This window comes from Cuniculiplasma divulgatum (assembly GCF_900083515.1).
GTDB classification, from domain to species: Archaea; Thermoplasmatota; Thermoplasmata; order Thermoplasmatales; family Thermoplasmataceae; genus Cuniculiplasma; species Cuniculiplasma divulgatum.
Window position 1 is genome coordinate 1,909,526 of sequence record NZ_LT671858.1, and the last position, 20,554, is coordinate 1,930,079.

Here is a 20,554-nt window from a genome sequence, read left to right on the forward strand (position 1 = left end):
AACCGCTTTTTCTTTCAGGTTGCAATGACAATCTCATTTTCCTGACTGTATCATTTCTATGCCTTTCTTCCCGTCACCTTAATGGTAATTTCGAAAGAGTTGTCTATTTCCTTGGAACCGACAAACTCGTTTTTTGTTCTTTCACACCACACTTTTGCGTCTGGCACTGCACCAGGATCGTTAGCAACAAGTATTATGGTGTCCCCATTCTGTGCTTTTTTATAAGCTCTTATTAGATCCGTTATAGGACCTGGGCAAGCTGTCCCTTTGCTGTCTACATTAAATGTTGTCATTTTAATCACCTCACAGCATAATGATCTGGTTTTCAGCAGATTGAATCATGAAATTTGTTGCCCCTACAATATCCTCAACAATTGGATCGAAATCCTTTTTCTGGAGATTCAAAGCACTTGACATTAATGAACATGCGTAAACTTTTGCATCACCATCTTTCACTGAATTCTGTAAAAGTTCGTGCCATCCCTGAAACTTTACCTTTATAAGACCCTCCCTTAACTCTTTCATGAATCCTTCAAACCCGGCAGGAACAACTGGCTGCTTTGTATACCCATCTTTCAAAAACAGAGGAATAGCTGTACCGGTGATGAAAACTCTCAATGGCATTCCAAGATTAACAGCTGTCTGGCTCAGGACTCCCAGCATCACCATTTTTTCTTCAGTTCCCGTAGATATTACGATTAATATACCTTTTTCACCCATTTTAATCACCCTTTACCCGGTAATAATAAATTGCGTGGCAAATGATAAATAAGCAACCTTAGCTGTAAGTCTTTTTTGCGACGGCATAAAGTATATTAAGATATTAAATGGTGAATTGTGCCCTGAATTGATAAAATAAGTTTATCCAAAGATGATTACTTTTGGGGCATATTTTTATACTCGCTGTTCAGTTTCGTAAACTTCACAGTCAACTGTTCTGCTACCCTGTCCTTTTCAGGATCAGGAAGATACTGTTCTACAAGACTGAAAAGCCCGTTTTCCTCTTTATATACATGCTGAAGCATGATCTTTGCTATCTGACCGCCCTTTCCTATTATTTCCTCCTGAGTGAGGGTTATGTCCTGTTCTCCTTCATAGATTCTTGGTTTGTTAATCCCATTAAATATACCTTTTACTGATACATGTTCGCCTGATATTATTCTAATAGGCTCCTCGAACTCCATGTATTTCCTCAGAAATGGACTAAATGCGGGAATGAGTATTACATCCTCCAGAGAAAAATGAACTTTTATTGTATAATCTATGTGCTTTAAAAATTCAGTAATATCAATTTTGTTGTCCAAAAAATCTTCGGTAACTCCAACGGTTGTATAATGCTGATCTCTCAGTAACTGTGTTGCTCTAGAGCCTTTAAAATTCATTGTATCCCTGTAGCTCATGAGTATTCATTCCTTTGGATTATATAACCTTAATTAGTATTCTTCAAAGTGATTTTTTTAATTGCAAAATTATGCCATACCTGTAAATACTAATTTTTTTACATATATGGCTATCAAATTATTATAAAAAAGGTGGTTGATTTCAATCATTGTGGCAGATAATCAATCAGTGCTTCACTGGATAATGATTCCATCTCTGATATTTCACTCTCTGTAAGTTTAAATGCTGCTGAATCCGCATTTTCCTTTGCCTGCTTGATGTTCTTTGCACCCGGGATTGGTATTACATCCTTCTTTGAAAGCAACCAGTTCAGAGCAATCTGTGCTGGCGTTTTTGAATATTTCTCACCAAGAGATCTCAGTAGAGAAAGAATATCCTTTACAGCCTCAAGATTCTTAGGGGCAAAAAGTTCGTTTCCTTCCCTAACATCACCCCGGGGTATATTTCCTGGATTGTACTTTCCAGTCAGCACACCCTGTGCCAGTGGACTCCATGCGATTATACTTATATTGTGTTTTTTACAGTATGGAATAACTTCTTCCTCTATGTTTCTCTGCAGTAGATTATACCTTACCTGGTTTGATACTATTGGGACATCTCCCAGTATTCCTCTTGCCTCCTCAATGTCCCTGACCGCAAAGTTGCTGACACCTATTGCCCTGATTTTACCCTCTTCGTATAGCTTTTTCATTGCCCTGAATGTCTGGCTCATAGGAATCTGCTCCCATGGATCGGGCCAGTGAATCTGGTAAAGATCGATGCGATCTACTCCAAGTCTCTTAATACTAGCTTCGGCTGCTCTCTGCAGTTCGTCATACCTAAGATGGGCCCCATACACTTTTGTAGCAACGAAGAAATTTTCCCTGCCATATTTTTTTAAAGCCCTTCCCAGTACCTTTTCACTGTTCCCGTTTCCGTATGCCTCTGCTGTATCTACAAAATTAATTCCATTCTCCTTTGATACTCCAACTGCTTCTATAACATTTTCTTCATCGGCGTTCCATGCATTACTTGCCTGCCATAAACCCATACCAATTTTTGAAACTTTTAATTCTTTTTTCCCACCTAATGTCACATAATCCATAGAATCATTATGAAAAATTCAAGTATAAACCTATCTTTTCTTTTATGAATAGGCTTATTCTACCATTTAGATAGCTTATTTCAATTGCAGATAGAGGAAGGTATAAATATAAATCTTTTAATTGAATCTATTATGACAGAAAGAACTGAAAACAGGGAAGTACTTCCAACTGAAGAAAAATACCACCCCAGCATGGGTTCCTTTGAAAAGACTTACAGGGATTCAATAGACCACCCTGATGAATTCTGGTCAAAGGCGGCCACGATACTGGACTGGGATAGGCGCTGGGATAGGGTTCTTGATGAGAGCAATCCACCATTTTACAAATGGTTTGTAAATGGTAAATTGAATGTTTCATATAATGCAGTGGATAGACATTTACTTTCACACAGGAGAAACAAGGCAGCCTTCATTTGGGTTGGTGAGAATGGAGAGGAAAAGATCATAACTTACGATGGACTTTACAGAAGAGTAAATAATCTTGCCTTCGCTCTTCAGAATCTTGGAATAAAGAAGGGAGACAGAATTCTTATTTACCTTCCAATGATTCTTGAAGCTCCAGTTGCAATGCTTGCCGCAGCCAGAATAGGTGCAACATTTTCATTCGTCTTTGCAGGTTTTGGAGCCTCAGCAGTTGCAGAAAGGATTGAGGATGCGAAGGCAAAGATGGTAATAACGGCCGATGGTGGCTACAGGAATGGAAAAATTGTAGAGTTGAAGAAAATTATTGATGAAGCGCTGGAACAGACATCAACTGTATCTAACGTTATTGTTGTAAGAAGAACAGGTCATAACGTATCCATGCAGGAAGACAGGGATATATGGTACCACGATGTGGTAAGAGATGGAATGAATTATGTAAAACCTGTAGAAATGGATTCCAATGATCCACTGTATATTCTTTATACGTCTGGAACAACTGGAAAGCCGAAGGGAGTTGTCCATGGAAATGGCGGATACGCAGTTTGGGTTGCAAACACAATGAAGTGGGCATTTAATCCTGATGAAGATGATAGGTGGTGGTGTGCGGCAGATATAGGATGGGTTACAGGTCACAGTTACATTGTTTTTGCCCCACTTATCCTGGGTCTCACATCAGTGATGTATGAGGGGTCAATAACATATCCAGAACCAGATCGTCTCTGGGAAATCATAGAGCGTTACAGGGTGAATATCCTATATACTTCACCTACAGCAATCAGAACTCTAATGCGTTTTGGAGAGAAGTATCCAAAGATGCATGATTTGTCAACACTCAAAACTCTTGGAACAGTTGGAGAACCAATAAATCCTGCTGCATGGAAATGGTACTATGAAAACATAGGTAATTCAAAGTGCCCAATTATTGACACCTACTGGCAGACCGAAACAGGAGGCTTTGTAATTGCGCCTGCCCTGGGAATAGGATTGCCACCTCTAAAACCTGGATCTGCATCTTTTCCAATGCCCGGTATTGATCCGGTAATTCTGGACGAAAATGGAAAGGAAGTAAAAAGCGGAGAAAAAGGATTCATAGCCTACAGAAAGCCATGGCCGGGAATGTTTCTAACCCTGAATAATGATCCAGATAGGTTCAAGAGTGTTTATTTTGAGAAGTTCAACGGGAAGTATTACTGTGGCGATTATGCTGTTAAAGATAATGAAGGATATTACTGGCTGCTTGGAAGAGCAGATGAAGTTCTCAAGGTTTCAGGCCATAGACTTGGTACCATAGAAATAGAGGATGCACTTATTTCCTCGAGGGAAGTGGCTGAAGCTGCGGCATTTGGAAAGCCCGATGAAACGAAGGGTGAAAGCATAGTAACCTTTGTGGTCATTAAGGATGAGTTTAAGGGAACCCCAGAAATGATATCAACACTTAGGAAGAGGATCAGGGAGGAACTTGGTCCAATATATGTTCCTGATGAAATACACATAGTAAACACTCTTCCTAAAACTAGAAGTGGAAAGATCATGAGAAGGGTAGTTAAGGCAGTATTTCTGGGTCAACTTCCTGGAGACATCAGTACTTTGGAGAGTTCCGTATCTGTTGATGAGATCAGGACCGCCATAGAAACGTTCAAAAAAGAAACAAACAAATAAATATTTCCAGACTTACAGTAAAAATAATCCCTAATCTATTTTAATATCTATTTTTTTTAAGGTCTATTGCACACTCAAAAATATTATTCAGTGCCAATGTGAAATTTATCATTTATTGTTTTTTGAGATTAATTACATTCTAAATGGGGTAAATGGACATATATACATAGTACCGTTAGATCAATCATCATGGAAAAAATTAATGTGTGCATAGCGGGAGCAACTGGATGGGTTGGAAAGGCACTTACCAAAAGGATTCTTGAATCCAGTGACATCAATCTTTCAGGAGCGGTTGCAAGGAAAGCGTCTGGTATGGATTTGAAAAGTGTTTTTCCTGAGAGTAACACAGAATTAAAATTCGAGTCTTCTATAGAAATGGCTCTTAAAAGAGAAACGGATGTTCTAATTGACTATACATCTCCTGGTGTTGTTAAGAAACATGTGCTCTACGCCATTGATCACGGCGTAAGTGTTGTTGTTGGCACTTCTGGGCTAACCGATGAAGATTACAGAGAAATTGAACAGATTGCAACAGAAAAAAATGTTGGCGTCTTTGCAGCAGGAAATTTTGCCATTTCGGCTGCATTGCTTTTACATTTTTCATCGATTGCATCCAGATATATGCAGGGATGGGAGGTCATAGATTATGCATCGTGGAATAAGATAGACTCACCCAGTGGGACGGCACTGGAGATTGCAAACAGATTGTCTTCAATTGGAAAGCCAGAAGATATAATTTCAGAAGAACAGACGACTGGATTCAAAGAAAGCAGAGGGATAGATATTGGGGGCACCAGAGTACACTCTGTAAGACTGCCAGGATTCGTCATCGGTACAGATGTGATATTTGGAGGTGATGATGAGAGGTTAACCATAAAATTTGACGCCGGGACCAAGCCAGAAACCTATGTTGAGGGTACCTTAATGGCAGCAAGATATGTTATACATATGAAAGGATTGACCAGAGGTCTGGATAAGATTCTTTTTCATTAGATCTCCCAGAAATCACCCTTCAAGATCCTACTTTAAATCCATTTCTTGATCAATGGTTCCTTTCCCTGGTCTTCCTTTTTCATAGGTAGAAAGTAGCAGAAAGCCAAGAGCAACCACTACACATATCAGTATAAACTGAAGTGATTCGGTCTCATTAACTATAAATAGTGCAGAGAAAAACGCACTTCCTATAAATCCAGAAATTGCCTTTCCTGTGTAGAATACTCCATTATTTGAGGTTGAGAACTTTGTTCCGAAAATATCCCCTATCAAGGACATATACTGGGAAATCATTGACCCTCCAAAGAATCCAATAAGTACTATAGATTCAAGCAGATAGCCATTGAGAAGAAGCAATGACCCTATTATTAGGAAAATGTCGATTATTGAAACCATCCTGATCCTTCCAATTCGATCTGAAAAGAAGCCAAGAATTGGCCTGCTAATTCCACTGAGTAGGGGAAATAGAGACACAAGAATTGTAAATTCTAAAATAGGTATCCTCTTACCCAGAATTCCAAGGGAAGAGGATATTACTATAAGTGGCACAGCCCCAAGTACAAATGAGACATATAAAATCCAGAATCTCCTGTTTCTTAGGTTTCTTGATGGCCTATCCCCTGTTACCTGTTTTTCTGGGTACCTTACCTTACTGAGAAGTATGGGAAATAGGATAAGTTCCGTAAGACCAATTATGAGCATGGGCTCCCTGAAACTGGTTGCTTTCAGGAGGAATATATTGGCCACAGCTGCCCCAAGCCCAAATCCAAATGAGACAAAACCAACAGCAAGACCCCGGTTTTCCTTAAACCATTTTACCGCAAGGTTCGTTGCAATACCATATAGAATGCCCTCACCTATGCTTCCAAGAGACCAGAATATATAAAACATTGTTAGATTGCCGCTTACTGAAGTTCCAAGGAAACCAGCAGCCGATAGAATTGATGAAATTATGCCGATGTTTCTCGGGCCGTTCTTATCCGCAAAATAACCACCAACTCCCTGAAATCCTGTAGAAAATATTGCGAAAAGAGAAAATCCAACCTGTACCTGTATAAGAGTGACTCCAAGTCCTGTTTTTAGTAGTGGTTCAAAAACATTCCAGGAATACTGGTATAAGGAATTCATTGACATTATTAGAATTCCGATTACCAGGAACCCTTTTTTCATTTTCTTCAATTTCAAATTTATTAATAAAATTTAAGGGGTTTCTAATAGAATTGAAGAGACTATTTGGATAGTTTAAAATAATGTGGCAAAATTTAAAATCATGAATGACCGCAACTCTATGTTTTTGTATATGGCGCAGCTTCTACACGAGGGAGATTATAATTCGGGAATATCCTGGAGACAGTTTATAATGGCCTATGAATTTGTAAGTGATGAGAATTCAGCGGATGTGATATCTGATCTAAAGAAGCATAATAAATTGGAGGATTTTAGTGAAAATGATTCGTTTATTTACTTTCCATCTTCAGACGTTGAAATAAAAGATGAAGATCTTAAAGTGCTTCTTTCAAAGATTGCAAACCTCCATCCTGCTATTGATATTTCAATGGCCTTTAGGCTTGAACCATCCCTTGTTGATCTAATTTTGTCCTCGAATTTGTATTCTGGCGATTCTAACTGGGATGATCTGAATAGGGCACTTATTCCAATAATTCTATCTCCTCGCTTCTTAAATGATAGAAGGACTCAAATTTTTATTGACGAGCTCTTAAGAAACAGCAAAGAGAATTTTAATTTTAAGAAATATGAGACTAAGAGGTGGTTCATAGAACTTGCATTCATGATTAAGCGTGGTCTCTATGGTAATGGTGGTTATTCATATGTTTCAGGTATAAGCGACGCGAGAAGGACTGCCCTGATTAATGGGTCATATGATTTACTGGTTTCTGGAGGGCTGTATGAACTGATACTGAGGTTCAGATCGATAGTAACTGAAAGTGAATTCGGTTATAGAATGAAGAAATTCCAAAAGCTTGAGAAAATATCTACAAGGATTTCCCACATTTATTCTTATCTTTCCATAGGAAACGATATTCTAATTGGAATCGAATTCCTTCTTGGAAGTTTTGAATTTCTTCCAAGGACCATATTTCCCTCGGCCAATGAGGTGATCGGTGTGTATCTTTTCATAGCAGGTAGTGCAGAATTATTAATTCGTCCCATGATTGAAATAACAAGAAGAATACATCTGAGGATAATTAATGGATCTGATTTATGATTTATCAGCGTGTATTTCAGTGTATTTATTCCCATTGACCTTAAATGCTGAAATCTTTATGAAATAATCCTGTTTAAGAAAACCTCTTTTTACTCTTATTGTTCCATCTCCTGCTATGGATTTATCACTGGTGATAATCTTAAGGAAGTTATCAGAATGCTCCTCTGGAACAAAATAATAGACCCTCATCCATGCGCTTTTATATTTCTTCAATAGTTTTGGTCCATAATTTTCCAGAACCTTCCTGGCATTTTCAATTCCCCTCCTGAAATTTTGATCTGTCATTCCGGTGTTTGAAAATTCCCCTATAAAGTAAGGCAATCCCTCAACGTCAAACCCTATCAACCTTAGTTCCTGGGTGTTTGGCAATGTGTGTCTGGTTCTTATTGCTCCAACCTCCTTGATCCTGTATACCAGCCAGTTCGCACTCCTTAGCTCAAAATTCTTTCCTTCGGGATCGTCATATTTCTTAACAAATACGTCATGAAGGTGCTTCAGGAGTTCGTCGCTCATCCCATCATAAAAATTAACACCTGTACCCTTCGGCAGGGGCTCCTTAAAATGTTCACAGGCTGCTTCAACCACGATTCTGTGTATCTTCTCCTTCTGCAGATCCACTATGTACTCCTTCCTTGAGAAAGATTCATTCTTTTCATCCTTTTTTGGAACTGCATTGTCTCTCTCTTCTACCTTCACTTCCTTTTCATTAAGCTCTTTTATCCATGCTTTCCTTTTCTCTTCTGTCGAATTTTCTGTAATATATTTTATGAGATCCGCCTTCTTATAGGTTCTAGGAATTGTTTTGAGCCCAGATTTTTTGGCAATTGACTTTAGTTCAGCAAAGGATAGTTTCTCAATTGGATTTTGCTCTTTCATGATTTCCTATGGTTGTTATGATTATAAATTTTTCATAGCTCACATAAAGAGTTGAAGGGTCATCACATTTTTTCCTCAACTTTTTTGGTTGCCTCAACCATATTTAGAAGTTTTTCAAATCCTACTTCCCTTGATCTTGTCCTCAATCCGCAATCTGGATTTATCCTCACGAGTTTCGGATCCTGAAGGATATCTAGTGCATAATTAATCCTGTTCTCAATCAATTCAGGGGATTCAATGGTGTCAATGTGCACGTCTGTTACTCCAAGGCCTATAAATCTCTTTTCCTGAAGTGTGTCATTAATTTCCCTGAAATATCTCAGGTCTTCATAACCCTCTCTGATCTTTTTGTTGACTGAAAGTGAGTCTCTGTTAGCATATTCCAGATTATATCCGTGAAATCCCATTTCAGGAATTCTGTCATAAAGGATTCTGTAATCTTTGCTGTAGCACACATGGATCGTGAATTCAATATTCCTGAATTTTTCAATTGATGCATTCATTGAATCAACCACAATATCCATTTCTGCGGGATGAGTTGTTGTTGCAGGTTCATCTATCTGTATTTCCAGCTTTTCCTTCCTGCCTGATTTGTTCCATGCTTTTTGAAGTGTTTCTATTTCCTCGTGAATGAGTTCTGCAAATCTCATGGCCAGTTCCCTCCTGCCTTTATAATGCTCATTGAATGACCAGTCCATCATCGTATAAGCACCTGTGATTGGAACCTTCAGTGGTTTCACTGTGGTCCTGAGTAAATATTCCAACTCTTCCAGATGAAATGGTTTTTTCCTCTCTGGAATCCCCATCACACTTCCCTTCTTGTAATACCTGTTATCAAATGATCTGACCAGACCGTAAAATTCAATGTTTGAAACCCTTTTAGCAAAATGTTCATACATTTCCCATCTGTACATTTCTCCACCGACTCCTACATTGTGAAGACCAGCTTTCTTGAATGTTTCAAGTGTTTCATCTGTTGCTTTCTGACAGAGTATGCTGTATTCATCGGTTTCTTCTATACTGTGAAATTTCCTGCTCAGGTATTCTGGTTTCCTGAAGCTTCCTATTTCCTGTGTTATAAGTTTCTCTGACATCTAATTAACCTCCTGAAGTATCTTTACCTTCCTATCTGCTATTGTTCTTGGAAGGAAATCCATGTAATCATTATGCGTTAATATCAGATCTTTAAAGTTGAATTCCTTCTGGACTTCCTCCAGCATTTTTTCTATATCTCCCCCATTTTCTATTTTTGTATTATGTGCATCAAGAACCCCTAAACCTGGTATTCTGGAGTGATCCCCAGCCACGTTCAAATTCTCTTTCCTGCTGACAACAATAGAATCAAATTTGAAGCTGATCCCATCAAAATACTCAGATTTTATCACTTCTGGTGACAAAAGGATTATTTCATGAGTTGAGCATATTTTTTTCATGGATGAAACATCGTCTTTATCAATTTGCGGGGCAAATATTAGAATTTTCCTTGAACCCATCCTATCGGCTATTTTGCCATATATTTCAAGCAGGTTTTCTGAAAAATCCTGAATAGAATATTTGCTTTCGTTTGATGACATTCGGTACATGGCTACAGGTGACGGAAAAATTGGTAAAATTTTTCTATTACCTCCATAAAAAATTGGGAAAGGAGGATTCTCTTCAAATTCCTGATCTGTGAAAATGTCAATCTTAAGTTCTCCTTTTCCCTCAATTAAAGGTTCCCTGTAAAATGTATTGGTCTCGCCATACCTTCTAAGTGGACCTAACTTTATTCCATTTACAGATAGAGCTACTGGTCTGAAAATATCATGCCAGTTGAAAAGTGGATCTGTTACAAGATTGATTTCATCTGTCAATCTATAAAATATATCCTTTTCCTCCTTGATTATGTCTTTCAACTTTTCAGTAGAAAGTGATCCTCTTTCATGTCTTCCATAATCGAGCCTTAGCCTGTCACTTCTTGGGTAAATTCCATATACCAGTGTTTTAACATTCATTTATAAAACCTCCATTATTTCTTTTGCAATTTCATTATTTCCAATAGGCATAATATGAACTCCATCAATATATCCTTTCATATCGCTCACAAGATTGTCTATTAGTTTCAGAGATGTGTCTCTCAGATTTTCAGAGTTAGCAATTATTGACTTTAAGCCTTCTGGAAGTAACACACCCATTTTTGATAGGGATTCTATGTTGCTTTTCTTCAGGATCGGCATAAAACCCAGAAATAGCTTGAATTTTCTCTGTCTTATCCATTTCTTTTTGAAAGGCTCACTGTTGTAACACATCTGGCTTATGAATAGTGTGGCCCCAGACTCAATCTTGGATCTTACTATTTCTTCCTCTGAATTTCTGTATGGATTTAGTGCTGCTCCTATTATTGCTTCCTTATCCCTCTCCTGCTCCCTGGAAAATTTTCTGATATGCCTTATTGTTTCGTTTGTATCCATTTCTCTTACTTCTCTCCCAAAATTACCTGATATTGGGTCACCTCCTATCACAAAGAAATGGTTGATGCCGAGTTTCTCTGATGTTAGAATCTGGGATGAAATATAGAGAGTATTTTTGTCTCTTGGAGTAACATGAGGCATGGCGATCACATTTGTACCATGCGTCATTATATAAAGAGCCATAAGTGGATCGATTCCGGGCCTTCCCATCTGGTTTTCTGGAGCGGTAACCATGTCAGCAATGTCTGAAAAGATTTCTCTTGCTGCCAGCAGATCATCTATGTTTTCGTTCCTTTTTGGAACTATTTCAACTGATTTCAGGATTTTCTGTTTGCTCTGGAAATTTGAAATCTGCACTTCTTCGCATAATTACTTTGTATTAAGTTTTTAAATTCTAAAAAATTAGTGTGAGTAATTTTACCTTTCAAATTATTCATAAATACTGTTAAGTAAGAAACCGATAGATTTTACCAGATACATAGCAACATTCTGAGAATAAAGCCGAAAATAAAGTTGAAATTCATCTGTTAATGGTGTATCTACCGAATAAAAATCAAAGATATGATTTGAAAATAAGATCACTCAAACTTGATATAACCTTGCTTGCTACTTCCACGGAACATACAAGAATGATTTCAAGATCAAACCTGTATATCTTTTCAATTAAAATCTGTTGCATGCTAAGAAATTCTACCACAAAAAGAGTTATCCCGGGTGCTTTCTTTGCTTCCGGAGGCAGGGTTATTCTTATACACGCAAGATTTCCCTCGGGATCGTTTCTGACCAGAAACTTGTAACCTTCCTGAGTTTTATATACGAGGAATACGTCCTCCCTATCTGGATCAAATTCCTTTCCCTCTTTTTCCGCAAATTTGAATTCCACGTCAAGATTTGATTTTTTTAGATAATTAATCTGATAATCCTCCTTCTCGCCTGGTGTTATGGATGTAATGTATTTTACAAGTGTGTTGAGTTTTACCTCTTTCCCAGTCATAGACTCCACCTGCTTCTTTATTTTTCTTGCGAGGCTGGTGTAATTCACAATGCCACTCTTAATCATGAGTGAATACATTGGATTGTTTTCGATTATCAGATCTGTTGCGTTGTTTACTCCTTTCATGTTCCCTGATGTTATATGGAAATAAAATCATATCTGTGAATAAGTAAAAAATTTATGGAATTGTGATAAACTTTTAGAATGCGTATTAATATTGCTCTAAATCTTTAGTTTCTCAATGATTGTGCTTGCTTCTGTTCTCGTTATCTCGTCCAGAGACTTCTTTCCTATTGATTTCAGGTACTCTGTTACTATTTTCTGATCTTTCTCTGATTTCTGAAGGCTCTTAATGTAGTTTATCTGCTTTGGTGTCGCCTGGAAATCTGTCTGTGCCCTGGTTCTCTGGGGGTCTCCTTTCTTTTCCATTAGCCCATCTATTAGTAGAGATGCTTCTTTCACGTTCAACTCATCCACACTTTTCTTTCCTGCCTTCTCGAGATACTTTCTTGTATATGCAATTCTCTCCTCACTATCCTGTAAGTTTGAAATGAAGGACTTCTGCTTTTTCGTGGGACCGGTACTTCCAGTTGAACTAGCAGCCTCGCCCTTTATCTTCTGCAGTTCATCTATGAGTCTAGATGCTTCCTGTACACTCAGTTCAGATATCTCTCCCTTCCCAAGATTTTTTATAAATTTTTCTGAAGCTTCCAGTCTTTCTGAGGATTCCTCCATAAGTTTATTCAAAAAATTCTTCTGGCTTCTCGTTAATTCTCCACTCAAAGTTCACACCCTTAACTTCATGTTTATGTTCTTTATAATTCTCCCCATTCATTTTGCACTATTGAAATGAAAATAATGAAATTATTTTATGCGGACTGCATTCTGTCAAGAAGCTTCTGATTTATTTTCAGTCTTTCCATCCCTTTCATTATTCCCCTTTCTATCTTTGAGTTTCTTATGCTGTTAAGAAGATTCTCCATCTCCTTTACCCTGTTAAGGCCCACGAGAGGTACAAGGGCAAATACCAGATTTGATGCTGTTCCAGATCCGCTGAAGATATCCTGTAGCTTTGAGACCATTTTGCTGAATTCTTTTACTGCAAGATCCCTGTTCTCTCTGTATGCCCCAAATGAGGTAAAGTATGAAGACACATCCTGTTTCTTTATCTTACCCTCTTCTATGAGACCATACATTGAATTGAATGCATTCTCCCCTGGTATGTGTCCTGCTGCAACTATCAATTTTACCTTATCCTCATCACTCTTGAGCGAGAACATTTTCTTTTGTATTTCCTGCAGGTTCTTTGTTTCCTTTGCATATGCAACTGCAATGGAATCCCTTATATCTGGTATTTCATTCTCCATATTTTGGAATTTTGCAGCCATTTCCTTTGCCTTTTCCCAATCAATGTCAACAAGCCTTCTTAGTACTGTTCCATAGAGAATAGAATCGTTTACATCTTTTGATTTCTTTTCTTCTAGTCTCTTTACCTGCTCCCTGTGGAAGTTTAAATATACTTCATCAAGAGCATTGTTAGATGTGAGTATGTTTCTCAATTCTGAGAGGTCGTTTGATATCTGAGTCACAATGTTAAGTTCTGAAGAACTGGAAAATTCCCTTACCACATCAAGGTATACCTTCAGATTTATCTTTCCAGACACAACAAAAGCGTAAAGATCTGACAATATTCCTATGAAATCCTTGTAGTCCAGCTTTTCCGATTTACTGTGGATTCCAGCATAGAATTGTTCGGGATAAAGAACCCTGTAGAACCCAGTTTCTCCAACGTTTAGTTTGACAAAATTCTCTCCAGAAATTGTGGTTTCCCTTGTTTCCATCAGGATGCTTTCATCACCGTTTTCTCTCAAAACGGTTAGTGGAACAGGCCATATATCCCTGCCTTCCCTGCCATCAAGATAGAACCTTGATTGGGTTATCTTTATCTTATTTGAATCGTAGGTAAGCTTCAGGATGGGATATCCTTCTCTTTTTACCCATGATTCCATTATTCTATCAACCGGTTTGCCTGATGCTTTTGCTATGCTCTTCCATAGATCCTGGCCCTCTGCGTTTGAATATGAAAATTTCTCAAGATAATTGTGTAATCCAGCCTGGAAGCTCTCCTTACCTGCATAGGATTCGATCATTCTAAGGATCATTCCACCCTTTCCATAGCTTATTTGATCAAATATCTGTTCAATTTCCTCTGGTTCTTTTACATTAGCCTCTATTGGATGGGTACTTTCAAGCGAGTCGTCCGTGAAAGCACCTCTCCCTCTTGATAATAACATATCACCAGTGACCTTCCATTCAGGATAGTAATTTTCCACGACTTTATACATCATGAATGTTGCAAAACTCTCGTTTAGCCAAAGATCATTCCACCATTTCATTGTTACGAGATTTCCGAACCACTGGTGAGCTATCTCATGGGCAATAACGGCCGCAACCCTCTTTTTGGTTGCTCCTCCTGTGCTCTTGTTTACTAGAATTGCAACTTCTCTAAATGTTATTGCACCCCAGTTTTCCATTGCACCTGCTGCGAATTCCGGTACAGATATGAGATGCATTTTTGGCAATGGATATTTTATCCCGAAATAATCGTTAAAAAATTCAAGAGACTGTGCTGCCATCACGAGTGGAAAATCTGTAGTATCAAGGTTTCCTTTTAGTCCTGAAAGGTATAGCTTTACATTTTCAAAACTGCTTTCTTTCGTTTCAAACTTTCCTATTCCAATGTAAACAAGATAGGTGGACATCCTTGGAGTCCTCTGAAATTTGACTGTTTTCACACTACCCGATTTTACAACCTCTTTTTCAGGCATATTGGAAATAACATCAAGATCTGAGGCTGTTGTTATTTCTAAATCGAAGGTTGCCTTCATGGATGGATTGTCAAAGCATGGAAAGGCCCTTCTAGCACCTATGGATTCAAACTGTGTTGTTGCCATCTCAGAGCCGTCAGATGCTCTTGCCAGATAAAGTCCTGTTAAGGCTTCGTTGAGTTTTGAGGTGAACTCAATTTCAAGAATTGAATTTCCGTTTAATTTAGCTTCTATAATTTTTTCATCGTCCCTCCTGCCTTCCAGAAGTTCAACATTTTTTCCATCAAGTGTAATCTTATTTATTTTCTGTTCCAGCGTGTTTAGAATTAGCCTGTCTTCTTTTCCTTCTAGCTGTATCTTTTCCTTTCCGCTATATGTTTTGTTCTTGTGATCATATTCCAGTTTTATCCAATAGTTTAGAACTTCCATGTTCCACTATGAATTTAATGTGTAAAACTTTATTGCTTGCCCACAGTCATTTTAATAGTGTTTATTAAATTTGAGTATTCTTCTAAATGCAAATATTTATTTTACCTGATTAAATTAGTACGTATGGGGCTTAGCAAAAGAGATCTAACAAGAAAGAAAAAGAGTATAGAATCAAAGATAGATGAACTGGAGGAAAGGGCAAGACGAAATCCCAAGGACAAGAATATTCAAAACGAAATTAATGATCTAAAGAAAAAACTAGATAAATAGTTTATTTTTAAGAATTAAATCAACATTTATATTAAATCGAATAAACAGTCTCACTTTCATAAAATGTATGGAGGTATCAAACATTATATGACTGATAATAATTTTGGAATGTTCTGCCACAGAACACCACAACAAATATGCTTATGGTAAATAGTATTGCTTGGCCTGATAAAAGAAAGAAAAAGTATTCTGATAGGCAAATCATGACGATGCCTGTATTACTGAATAAATTCAGTGTAATCTTCTATTCAAATTTACCCATTATCGGCTATTGAATATTAACGTCCAATACGTTTTGATGATTCATTAATATAATTGAGTGTTTAAAAATAATATCATTATATGTTTTAAGTAGGGTTGATACTATTTTTTAGGTATATTTAAAATTATGTGTTTAAAAGTGAGACCGAATTTTTTAGCTCTGAAATAATTTCCAATTGAGATTCCAATTACCGGCAAACTTAAACAAGAAAATATCTCAATAGTCAATGTTTCAATGATATCTATATTCTTGTCATATAAAAATTTTGTAAAAGCAAATAATGCAATTATAACCAATCCACCAAAAATATAAACCATGGATGCATAAAAAGTTGTATAAGCCTTTTGTGATTCCCATTTTTTATTTCCTTTTTTTGGATGCCCATATATGATAAAATAGTATAAAACTGAGAAAACTCCCACTAAGATTTCAATTGTAACCACAGAAAAAGCTATAATTTTACCTTCATATAAAACAGATATCAATTATTGTAACACCCCTGATATGCCCAATTGTTCCATCCAACCGTATTGGCTATGCTGTGTATAGACCCACTAATTTCTGAGATATAGTACACTCCTTCAGCCCCCCCTCCTGCTACCATAGGTACATTTGGGAATATAGTAACCGTATTTCCATTGCTAAGGTAACCGTATTCCCCTATAGATGAATCTAGTGAACCAAAACCAAAGGACTGTAAGGGATAATAATAATTTATTGAATCATACAACCACATATACTTTTTTCCTGTATTTTCATTTGCGTAAGTTGACTCGTAAAGCTCCAGAAGTTTGGAACTAACATAAGCAGATTCAATTGATTCTGCTACTCCAACCCCGACTAATACTGAGGCAACAATAACCGAGACCAGAATAGAAGTTCCACCCGTTATAGGGGCAAACGCAAATCCAACTGATAATACACCAAGAATTACTGAAGCTAAAATGTCATAATTAGAAGTCCCGGAAATGGCTTGGTTAAAATATTTTTGTGCACTGTTTCCCAGGTAAACAGCATTTAATATATCGTGCTCACCGTAAGTAATAGTTGTGAATATGAGAGAATACTTAAAATAATTTACACTTACCATTAACCATTCTCCGTAATCTGTACAAATGGCTTTTGGAAGATCATTGGAGCTTATCTTAAAAGCATATGCGGTTTCGTTATTAGCATTGAGATTGTATACGGTTAATGATCTATTGCTTTCTATTAGGGTTGTCCGTTGAAATTTAGGTTCTCTTAGAGAATTGTTTTCTAATTTGGATAAAAAGATTTTCATTTCTATTTGATTTTTCTTTTGAAAAGCCTTTTCCTCTTTCAGTGTTATTTTTTCAAATATGGATTTGTAATAGGGGTTTTCACCAAGGAAAGTCAAAAAGTCCTGCAATAATATATTAGATGGATGATCTAAGACCTTTTGTATGGTTAATCCATTTTTGTTAAGCCATTGATAGAACCCGAAGGACAATCTGTCACTGAGATTGTTATCCCTGATGGATTCCACATATGATATGACCATCTGGTTCCCAATTGGTTTTTCCCCTTCTTTTCCTATTGAAGGGTTGTGATCTTCAGGATATTGCATTAATGTCATAAGCCCACCGAATATCATTGCAAATGAAAGCAAAACAGATACAATAATTTTTATTTTTGAGTCCATATTGATATTAATGATTCATTATATATATATATTGACGATTTATAAACCCCACTCAAGTACTTAATTCGAATTAGATTAAAAGTTTTTGTGTTTACGATTTCGTTATGATAATAAAAGGTTATTAGGTTTAGGGAGCTATATCGTTTTCCAGTTTATTACTAAGATGTGCTTCCTTTTACTTTTGTATTACGTTACAATTAAGGGAGTGATTCTATAATGGTATCACTATACCAGAGAATGATGTCTCTAATATGTAACAGGTGCAAAAAATAGTTATATTCCTTTGAATATTTAAAATCCAACAGGATCAGATATGAACTCAACTCCATAACCTATACTTTAATCATAGTGCAGAGGGAGGGATTTGAACCCTCGTATCCCTACGAAACCAGACCCTCAATCTGGCGCCTTTGACCAATCTCGACAACCTCTGCTCCTGTTTTACTGCAATGTTGCAAACCTTATTTAATTTTTGATTGTTTTCTTTGATTTCTCCAGAATAATGAGTGATTCTCCCTGATATACAGAGTCCTCCTCAGGCCTCAACAGGTATTCATCACCCTTCCTAATGGCGATTATTTTTCTCCATTCATTTTCTACCATTTTATATAGTTCCCTGTAGCTTTTTCCCTTATAATCATCTTCCCTGATTTCCATAAAGTCCATACTTTCAGACTTAGAAAATATCTCAGAAATGAACTTCCACGATCCTGGATTATTTATCAATTTAATAATCGCTGATGAACTCATTTCCCCTCTAACAATAATTTCGTCCGCACCTGATTCTCTGGCATGCTCTCTACTTGATTTATTGATCAGTTCCACAATTGTGTTAATTTCAGGATTTAATTTTTTAACTGTCATCACTATAAGAATTGATTCTGCATCTACAGCCAGTGAATTCTCTGAACCATATTTCTCGTTTGGGAATATTATTGCTGTATGACTATTTTCTATACCAGCCCTCTTCAGATCCTTATAGTCCAGAGGGTTTCCCTTCACAAATTCCATATTTTCTTTTTCCTTTTCAGGTGGGTCCTGTCCCAGAACTATAAACGGATTTTTGTCCCTCATTATAACTTCAATTATGTCTGCCTGCTTTTCTGAATAATTACATATAATTACATGATCCTTCATTTTTGTTCGCACCTCTCCAAATCTCTTGAGAAGCTTAGCATCCACAAGCTCAGCGCCTATGGATACAAGTAATAAACTGAAACTTCCTACACCAATAATCATTATGAATATGGCATTTAATTTTCCCATAAATCCAACAATTGTAACGTCTCCATATCCAACTGTAGTAACTGTTTGCATAGTCCACCAAAGGGACTGAAAAAGGGAGTGAATGCCAGAGTTTGCAATAGGGTTCTCTATGTAATATTCAGAGAATACACTGTATAATAGCACAAATGCCGCAATAATTATGGTTTTACCTATATTGTGCTTTAATGCCTTCTTTACCCTTAATATGAATGTCTGTAGGTCAACCAACCATGGATGATTTAAGATTAGAAATATAATTTTTCTCTTTTATCACTGATTTTTACTTCCCAGTTAAATCTCCATGTGTATTACTTCAATAATACTAACTCACTGTTCCATTTCTTTCCCTAAAATCCCTGGCAGCAGTCAAGAAATACAAGGTGGCCGCATACGGGACATGCCTGCTGATGCCTGTATTCCACGCAGTATTCACATTTACACTGCTCCTCGAAACAATCAGAACACATTAGGTTGTTATGGTGTAGTAACATAAAAACTTTATAATTTGAATGCAATGCTGCAACGTGTCATACTTTGATCCTGCCATATTTCTTGCGGCAACAGGTATAATAGTACTGGAGATGTCAGAAGCGTCTGCAATTTCAATGTCCCTAGCTGTTGATGCTAAAAGCAATATTCCATTGCTTGCTGCAACTCTTGGTGTAATCACCGTTCTCATTCCAACGGCCTTTATAGGGAGTGCAATTTCACTACTTCCTCTAATTTATGTAAGACTGGTTTCTGCAACCTTATTACTGTATTTCGCACAAAGACTGGCAAAGAGTGCCAAAAGATCCATGAAATTCCAGTATCTGAAAAGCTTTCCAAAGTCCCATAAAGAAGAGCCATCAGATTCTGGAGTTTCCCTTACAGCATACACAGCTGGTGTTATAGAAGCTTTTGAGGCTGCTATTGTTCTTGTTGGACTCTATCCAGAAAGTTATTCTTCCACTGCCTACGGAATATTTCTTGGAATTGGGATTGTAATAGTTTTCTCCATAATACTAAGGTCACAGATAAGGAAGATCAAGCAGGCAATAATGAAGGTGGTTGTTTCATCACTCCTTTTTTCATTTTCAGCATTCTGGTACATAGAAACTGTGAAACCCATAGAAGAGATATTAATACTGCCTTTCTTCATTATTTTCTTCATGATAGTTTATGCATTTTCAACTTACGGGTTGAAAAATCTTAAAAATCCTGAAACTTCTTAATAAAATATTCATATTTTCACGAACCAAAAAATATCAGTATTACTACTACGGCGATTACAGACACCATTGATAAGACTGTTGCTATTTTTCCCTTTCCTGCAAAAATTGCCAGGAATGTACCCAGTATTCCAACCACTATAATTGGCGATGCAATTGCCGCTGTAATTCCCCTCTGAAACCCATACTGCGGTATCTGGCTCAGGAAAGTATATGCGAGATATGTAACCAATCCACCAATAAACAATGTTGTTATTGAAAAAATAATTACTGGATTTGTCTTTTTCTTTGTTTCTTCTTTCAATTTGTTTGAGTCTTCAATTCTGTCCTGCTCTGTTACGTCCCTAATTTCCTCAATGAATCTCCACGGGATGAATAACTTGTGATTTCTATATGCTACCATTACGCCCATGTCATCATATGTAAGAAGAGTGCATACTAGGCGGGTCATGTTGCCATCATACACCACTGTGACATTACTGTTTAGGAATGATTCTATTGCCAATACAGATAAATGA

At 37.1% G+C, this 20,554-nt stretch carries 21 protein-coding genes and 1 tRNA gene; 5 read left to right on the top strand and 17 right to left on the bottom strand.

Features of this window, described 5'->3' with window-relative positions:
* Positions 1–56 precede the first annotated feature (56 nt).
* The 4 genes from CSP5_RS09495 to CSP5_RS09510 form a co-directional block, all read right to left on the bottom strand.
* A complete protein-coding gene (locus tag CSP5_RS09495) occupies positions 57–293 on the bottom strand; it encodes a sulfurtransferase TusA family protein (protein WP_021789650.1) in 237 nt (78 codons plus the stop codon).
* Positions 294–303: 10 nt separating this feature from the next.
* Positions 304–720, bottom strand: a complete 417-nt coding sequence (locus CSP5_RS09500; RefSeq protein WP_148690242.1) for a peroxiredoxin — start codon at positions 718–720, stop codon at positions 304–306.
* Positions 721–875: 155 nt separating this feature from the next.
* A complete protein-coding gene (locus CSP5_RS09505) occupies positions 876–1,400 on the bottom strand; it encodes a hemerythrin domain-containing protein (RefSeq protein WP_021789648.1) in 525 nt (174 codons plus the stop codon).
* A gap of 146 nt (positions 1,401–1,546) precedes the next feature.
* Positions 1,547–2,485 (bottom strand): aldo/keto reductase, encoded by a 939-nt coding sequence (locus CSP5_RS09510; RefSeq protein ID WP_021789647.1) that lies wholly within the window; start codon positions 2,483–2,485, stop codon positions 1,547–1,549.
* A 132-nt stretch (positions 2,486–2,617) separates the two neighbouring features.
* Here CSP5_RS09510 and acs point away from each other — a divergent pair, with 132 nt between their 5' ends.
* Both acs and dapB read left to right on the top strand, forming a co-directional pair.
* Positions 2,618–4,567 carry an acetate--CoA ligase gene (gene acs / locus CSP5_RS09515; protein ID WP_148690243.1) on the top strand — a complete coding sequence of 650 codons (1,950 nt, stop codon included), beginning with the start codon at positions 2,618–2,620 and terminating at the stop codon, positions 4,565–4,567.
* A 189-nt stretch (positions 4,568–4,756) separates the two neighbouring features.
* Complete coding sequence (gene dapB / locus CSP5_RS09520) at positions 4,757–5,560, top strand: 4-hydroxy-tetrahydrodipicolinate reductase (RefSeq protein WP_021789645.1); 804 nt, start codon at positions 4,757–4,759, stop codon at positions 5,558–5,560.
* A gap of 27 nt (positions 5,561–5,587) precedes the next feature.
* Here dapB and CSP5_RS09525 read toward each other — a convergent pair whose 3' ends face one another.
* On the bottom strand, positions 5,588–6,730 hold the full coding sequence (locus CSP5_RS09525) for an OFA family MFS transporter (RefSeq protein WP_021789644.1): 1,143 nt from the start codon (positions 6,728–6,730) through the stop codon (positions 5,588–5,590).
* A 130-nt stretch (positions 6,731–6,860) separates the two neighbouring features.
* Here CSP5_RS09525 and CSP5_RS09890 point away from each other — a divergent pair, with 130 nt between their 5' ends.
* Complete coding sequence (locus CSP5_RS09890; protein WP_021789643.1) at positions 6,861–7,787, top strand: YrhK family protein; 927 nt, start codon at positions 6,861–6,863, stop codon at positions 7,785–7,787.
* Here CSP5_RS09890 and CSP5_RS09535 read toward each other — a convergent pair.
* The 7 genes from CSP5_RS09535 to CSP5_RS09565 form a co-directional block, all read right to left on the bottom strand.
* Positions 7,782–8,663: a hypothetical protein gene (locus tag CSP5_RS09535; RefSeq protein WP_077076738.1), complete on the bottom strand. Its 882-nt coding sequence runs from the start codon at positions 8,661–8,663 to the stop codon at positions 7,782–7,784. The genes CSP5_RS09890 and CSP5_RS09535 overlap by 6 nt on opposite strands.
* 62 nt (positions 8,664–8,725) lie before the next feature.
* Complete coding sequence (locus CSP5_RS09540) at positions 8,726–9,757, bottom strand: methionine synthase (RefSeq protein ID WP_148690244.1); 1,032 nt, start codon at positions 9,755–9,757, stop codon at positions 8,726–8,728.
* Entirely contained in the window at positions 9,758–10,657 is a 900-nt protein-coding gene (locus tag CSP5_RS09545) for a uroporphyrinogen decarboxylase/cobalamine-independent methonine synthase family protein (protein ID WP_148690245.1), read from the bottom strand. It abuts the gene before it with no gap.
* Positions 10,658–11,470, bottom strand: a complete 813-nt coding sequence (locus CSP5_RS09550; protein WP_148690246.1) for a methylenetetrahydrofolate reductase — start codon at positions 11,468–11,470, stop codon at positions 10,658–10,660. It abuts the gene before it with no gap.
* A gap of 196 nt (positions 11,471–11,666) precedes the next feature.
* Positions 11,667–12,233: a hypothetical protein gene (locus tag CSP5_RS09555; RefSeq protein WP_148690247.1), complete on the bottom strand. Its 567-nt coding sequence runs from the start codon at positions 12,231–12,233 to the stop codon at positions 11,667–11,669.
* Positions 12,234–12,329: 96 nt separating this feature from the next.
* The gene (locus CSP5_RS09560; protein ID WP_148690248.1) at positions 12,330–12,890 is read right to left on the bottom strand and encodes a phage protein GemA/Gp16 family protein; all 561 of its coding nucleotides are present in this window, start codon (positions 12,888–12,890) and stop codon (positions 12,330–12,332) included.
* An 86-nt stretch (positions 12,891–12,976) separates the two neighbouring features.
* Positions 12,977–15,364, bottom strand: coding sequence for a M1 family metallopeptidase (locus tag CSP5_RS09565; RefSeq protein WP_021789635.1), 2,388 nt, complete (start codon positions 15,362–15,364; stop codon positions 12,977–12,979).
* Positions 15,365–15,487: 123 nt separating this feature from the next.
* Between CSP5_RS09565 and CSP5_RS09840 the strand changes: the two genes are divergently transcribed.
* A complete protein-coding gene (locus CSP5_RS09840; protein WP_021789634.1) occupies positions 15,488–15,634 on the top strand; it encodes a hypothetical protein in 147 nt (48 codons plus the stop codon).
* 363 nt (positions 15,635–15,997) lie between these two features.
* Here CSP5_RS09840 and CSP5_RS09570 read toward each other — a convergent pair whose 3' ends face one another.
* The 4 genes from CSP5_RS09570 to CSP5_RS09585 all read right to left on the bottom strand — a co-directional run bounded on the left by CSP5_RS09570 (position 15,998) and on the right by CSP5_RS09585 (position 19,053).
* Positions 15,998–16,381, bottom strand: coding sequence for a hypothetical protein (locus CSP5_RS09570; protein ID WP_021789633.1), 384 nt, complete (start codon positions 16,379–16,381; stop codon positions 15,998–16,000).
* The gene (locus CSP5_RS09575) at positions 16,378–17,559 is read right to left on the bottom strand and encodes a hypothetical protein (protein ID WP_021789632.1); all 1,182 of its coding nucleotides are present in this window, start codon (positions 17,557–17,559) and stop codon (positions 16,378–16,380) included. The genes CSP5_RS09570 and CSP5_RS09575 overlap by 4 nt, the downstream gene beginning before the upstream one ends.
* A gap of 349 nt (positions 17,560–17,908) precedes the next feature.
* Positions 17,909–17,993 (bottom strand) — tRNA-Leu (locus CSP5_RS09580).
* A gap of 31 nt (positions 17,994–18,024) precedes the next feature.
* The gene (locus CSP5_RS09585) at positions 18,025–19,053 is read right to left on the bottom strand and encodes a potassium channel family protein (RefSeq protein ID WP_021789631.1); all 1,029 of its coding nucleotides are present in this window, start codon (positions 19,051–19,053) and stop codon (positions 18,025–18,027) included.
* A gap of 296 nt (positions 19,054–19,349) precedes the next feature.
* Between CSP5_RS09585 and CSP5_RS09590 the strand changes: the two genes are divergently transcribed.
* Positions 19,350–20,039, top strand: a complete 690-nt coding sequence (locus CSP5_RS09590) for a COG4280 domain-containing protein (RefSeq protein WP_171970486.1) — start codon at positions 19,350–19,352, stop codon at positions 20,037–20,039.
* A gap of 16 nt (positions 20,040–20,055) precedes the next feature.
* Here CSP5_RS09590 and CSP5_RS09595 read toward each other — a convergent pair whose 3' ends face one another.
* On the bottom strand, positions 20,056–20,541 hold the full coding sequence (locus tag CSP5_RS09595) for a hypothetical protein (RefSeq protein WP_021789629.1): 486 nt from the start codon (positions 20,539–20,541) through the stop codon (positions 20,056–20,058).
* Between the last annotated feature and the right edge of the window lie 13 nt (positions 20,542–20,554).

Excerpts from the sequence above, each read along its gene's own strand:
- CSP5_RS09495 (WP_021789650.1), bottom strand. The coding sequence starts at position 293 with ATGACAACATTTAATGTAGACAGCAAAGGGACAGCTTGCCCAGGTCCT.
- CSP5_RS09500 (WP_148690242.1), bottom strand. The coding sequence starts at position 720 with ATGGGTGAAAAAGGTATATTAATCGTAATATCTACGGGAACTGAAGAA.
- CSP5_RS09505 (WP_021789648.1), bottom strand. The coding sequence starts at position 1,400 with ATGAGCTACAGGGATACAATGAATTTTAAAGGCTCTAGAGCAACACAG.
- CSP5_RS09510 (WP_021789647.1), bottom strand. The coding sequence starts at position 2,485 with ATGGATTATGTGACATTAGGTGGGAAAAAAGAATTAAAAGTTTCAAAA.
- acs (WP_148690243.1), top strand. The coding sequence starts at position 2,618 with ATGACAGAAAGAACTGAAAACAGGGAAGTACTTCCAACTGAAGAAAAA.
- dapB (WP_021789645.1), top strand. The coding sequence starts at position 4,757 with ATGGAAAAAATTAATGTGTGCATAGCGGGAGCAACTGGATGGGTTGGA.
- CSP5_RS09525 (WP_021789644.1), bottom strand. The coding sequence starts at position 6,730 with ATGAAAAAAGGGTTCCTGGTAATCGGAATTCTAATAATGTCAATGAAT.
- CSP5_RS09890 (WP_021789643.1), top strand. The coding sequence starts at position 6,861 with ATGGCGCAGCTTCTACACGAGGGAGATTATAATTCGGGAATATCCTGG.
- CSP5_RS09535 (WP_077076738.1), bottom strand. The coding sequence starts at position 8,663 with ATGAAAGAGCAAAATCCAATTGAGAAACTATCCTTTGCTGAACTAAAG.
- CSP5_RS09540 (WP_148690244.1), bottom strand. The coding sequence starts at position 9,757 with ATGTCAGAGAAACTTATAACACAGGAAATAGGAAGCTTCAGGAAACCA.
- CSP5_RS09545 (WP_148690245.1), bottom strand. The coding sequence starts at position 10,657 with ATGAATGTTAAAACACTGGTATATGGAATTTACCCAAGAAGTGACAGG.
- CSP5_RS09555 (WP_148690247.1), bottom strand. The coding sequence starts at position 12,233 with ATGAAAGGAGTAAACAACGCAACAGATCTGATAATCGAAAACAATCCA.
- CSP5_RS09565 (WP_021789635.1), bottom strand. The coding sequence starts at position 15,364 with ATGGAAGTTCTAAACTATTGGATAAAACTGGAATATGATCACAAGAAC.
- CSP5_RS09840 (WP_021789634.1), top strand. The coding sequence starts at position 15,488 with ATGGGGCTTAGCAAAAGAGATCTAACAAGAAAGAAAAAGAGTATAGAA.
- CSP5_RS09575 (WP_021789632.1), bottom strand. The coding sequence starts at position 17,559 with ATGGACTCAAAAATAAAAATTATTGTATCTGTTTTGCTTTCATTTGCA.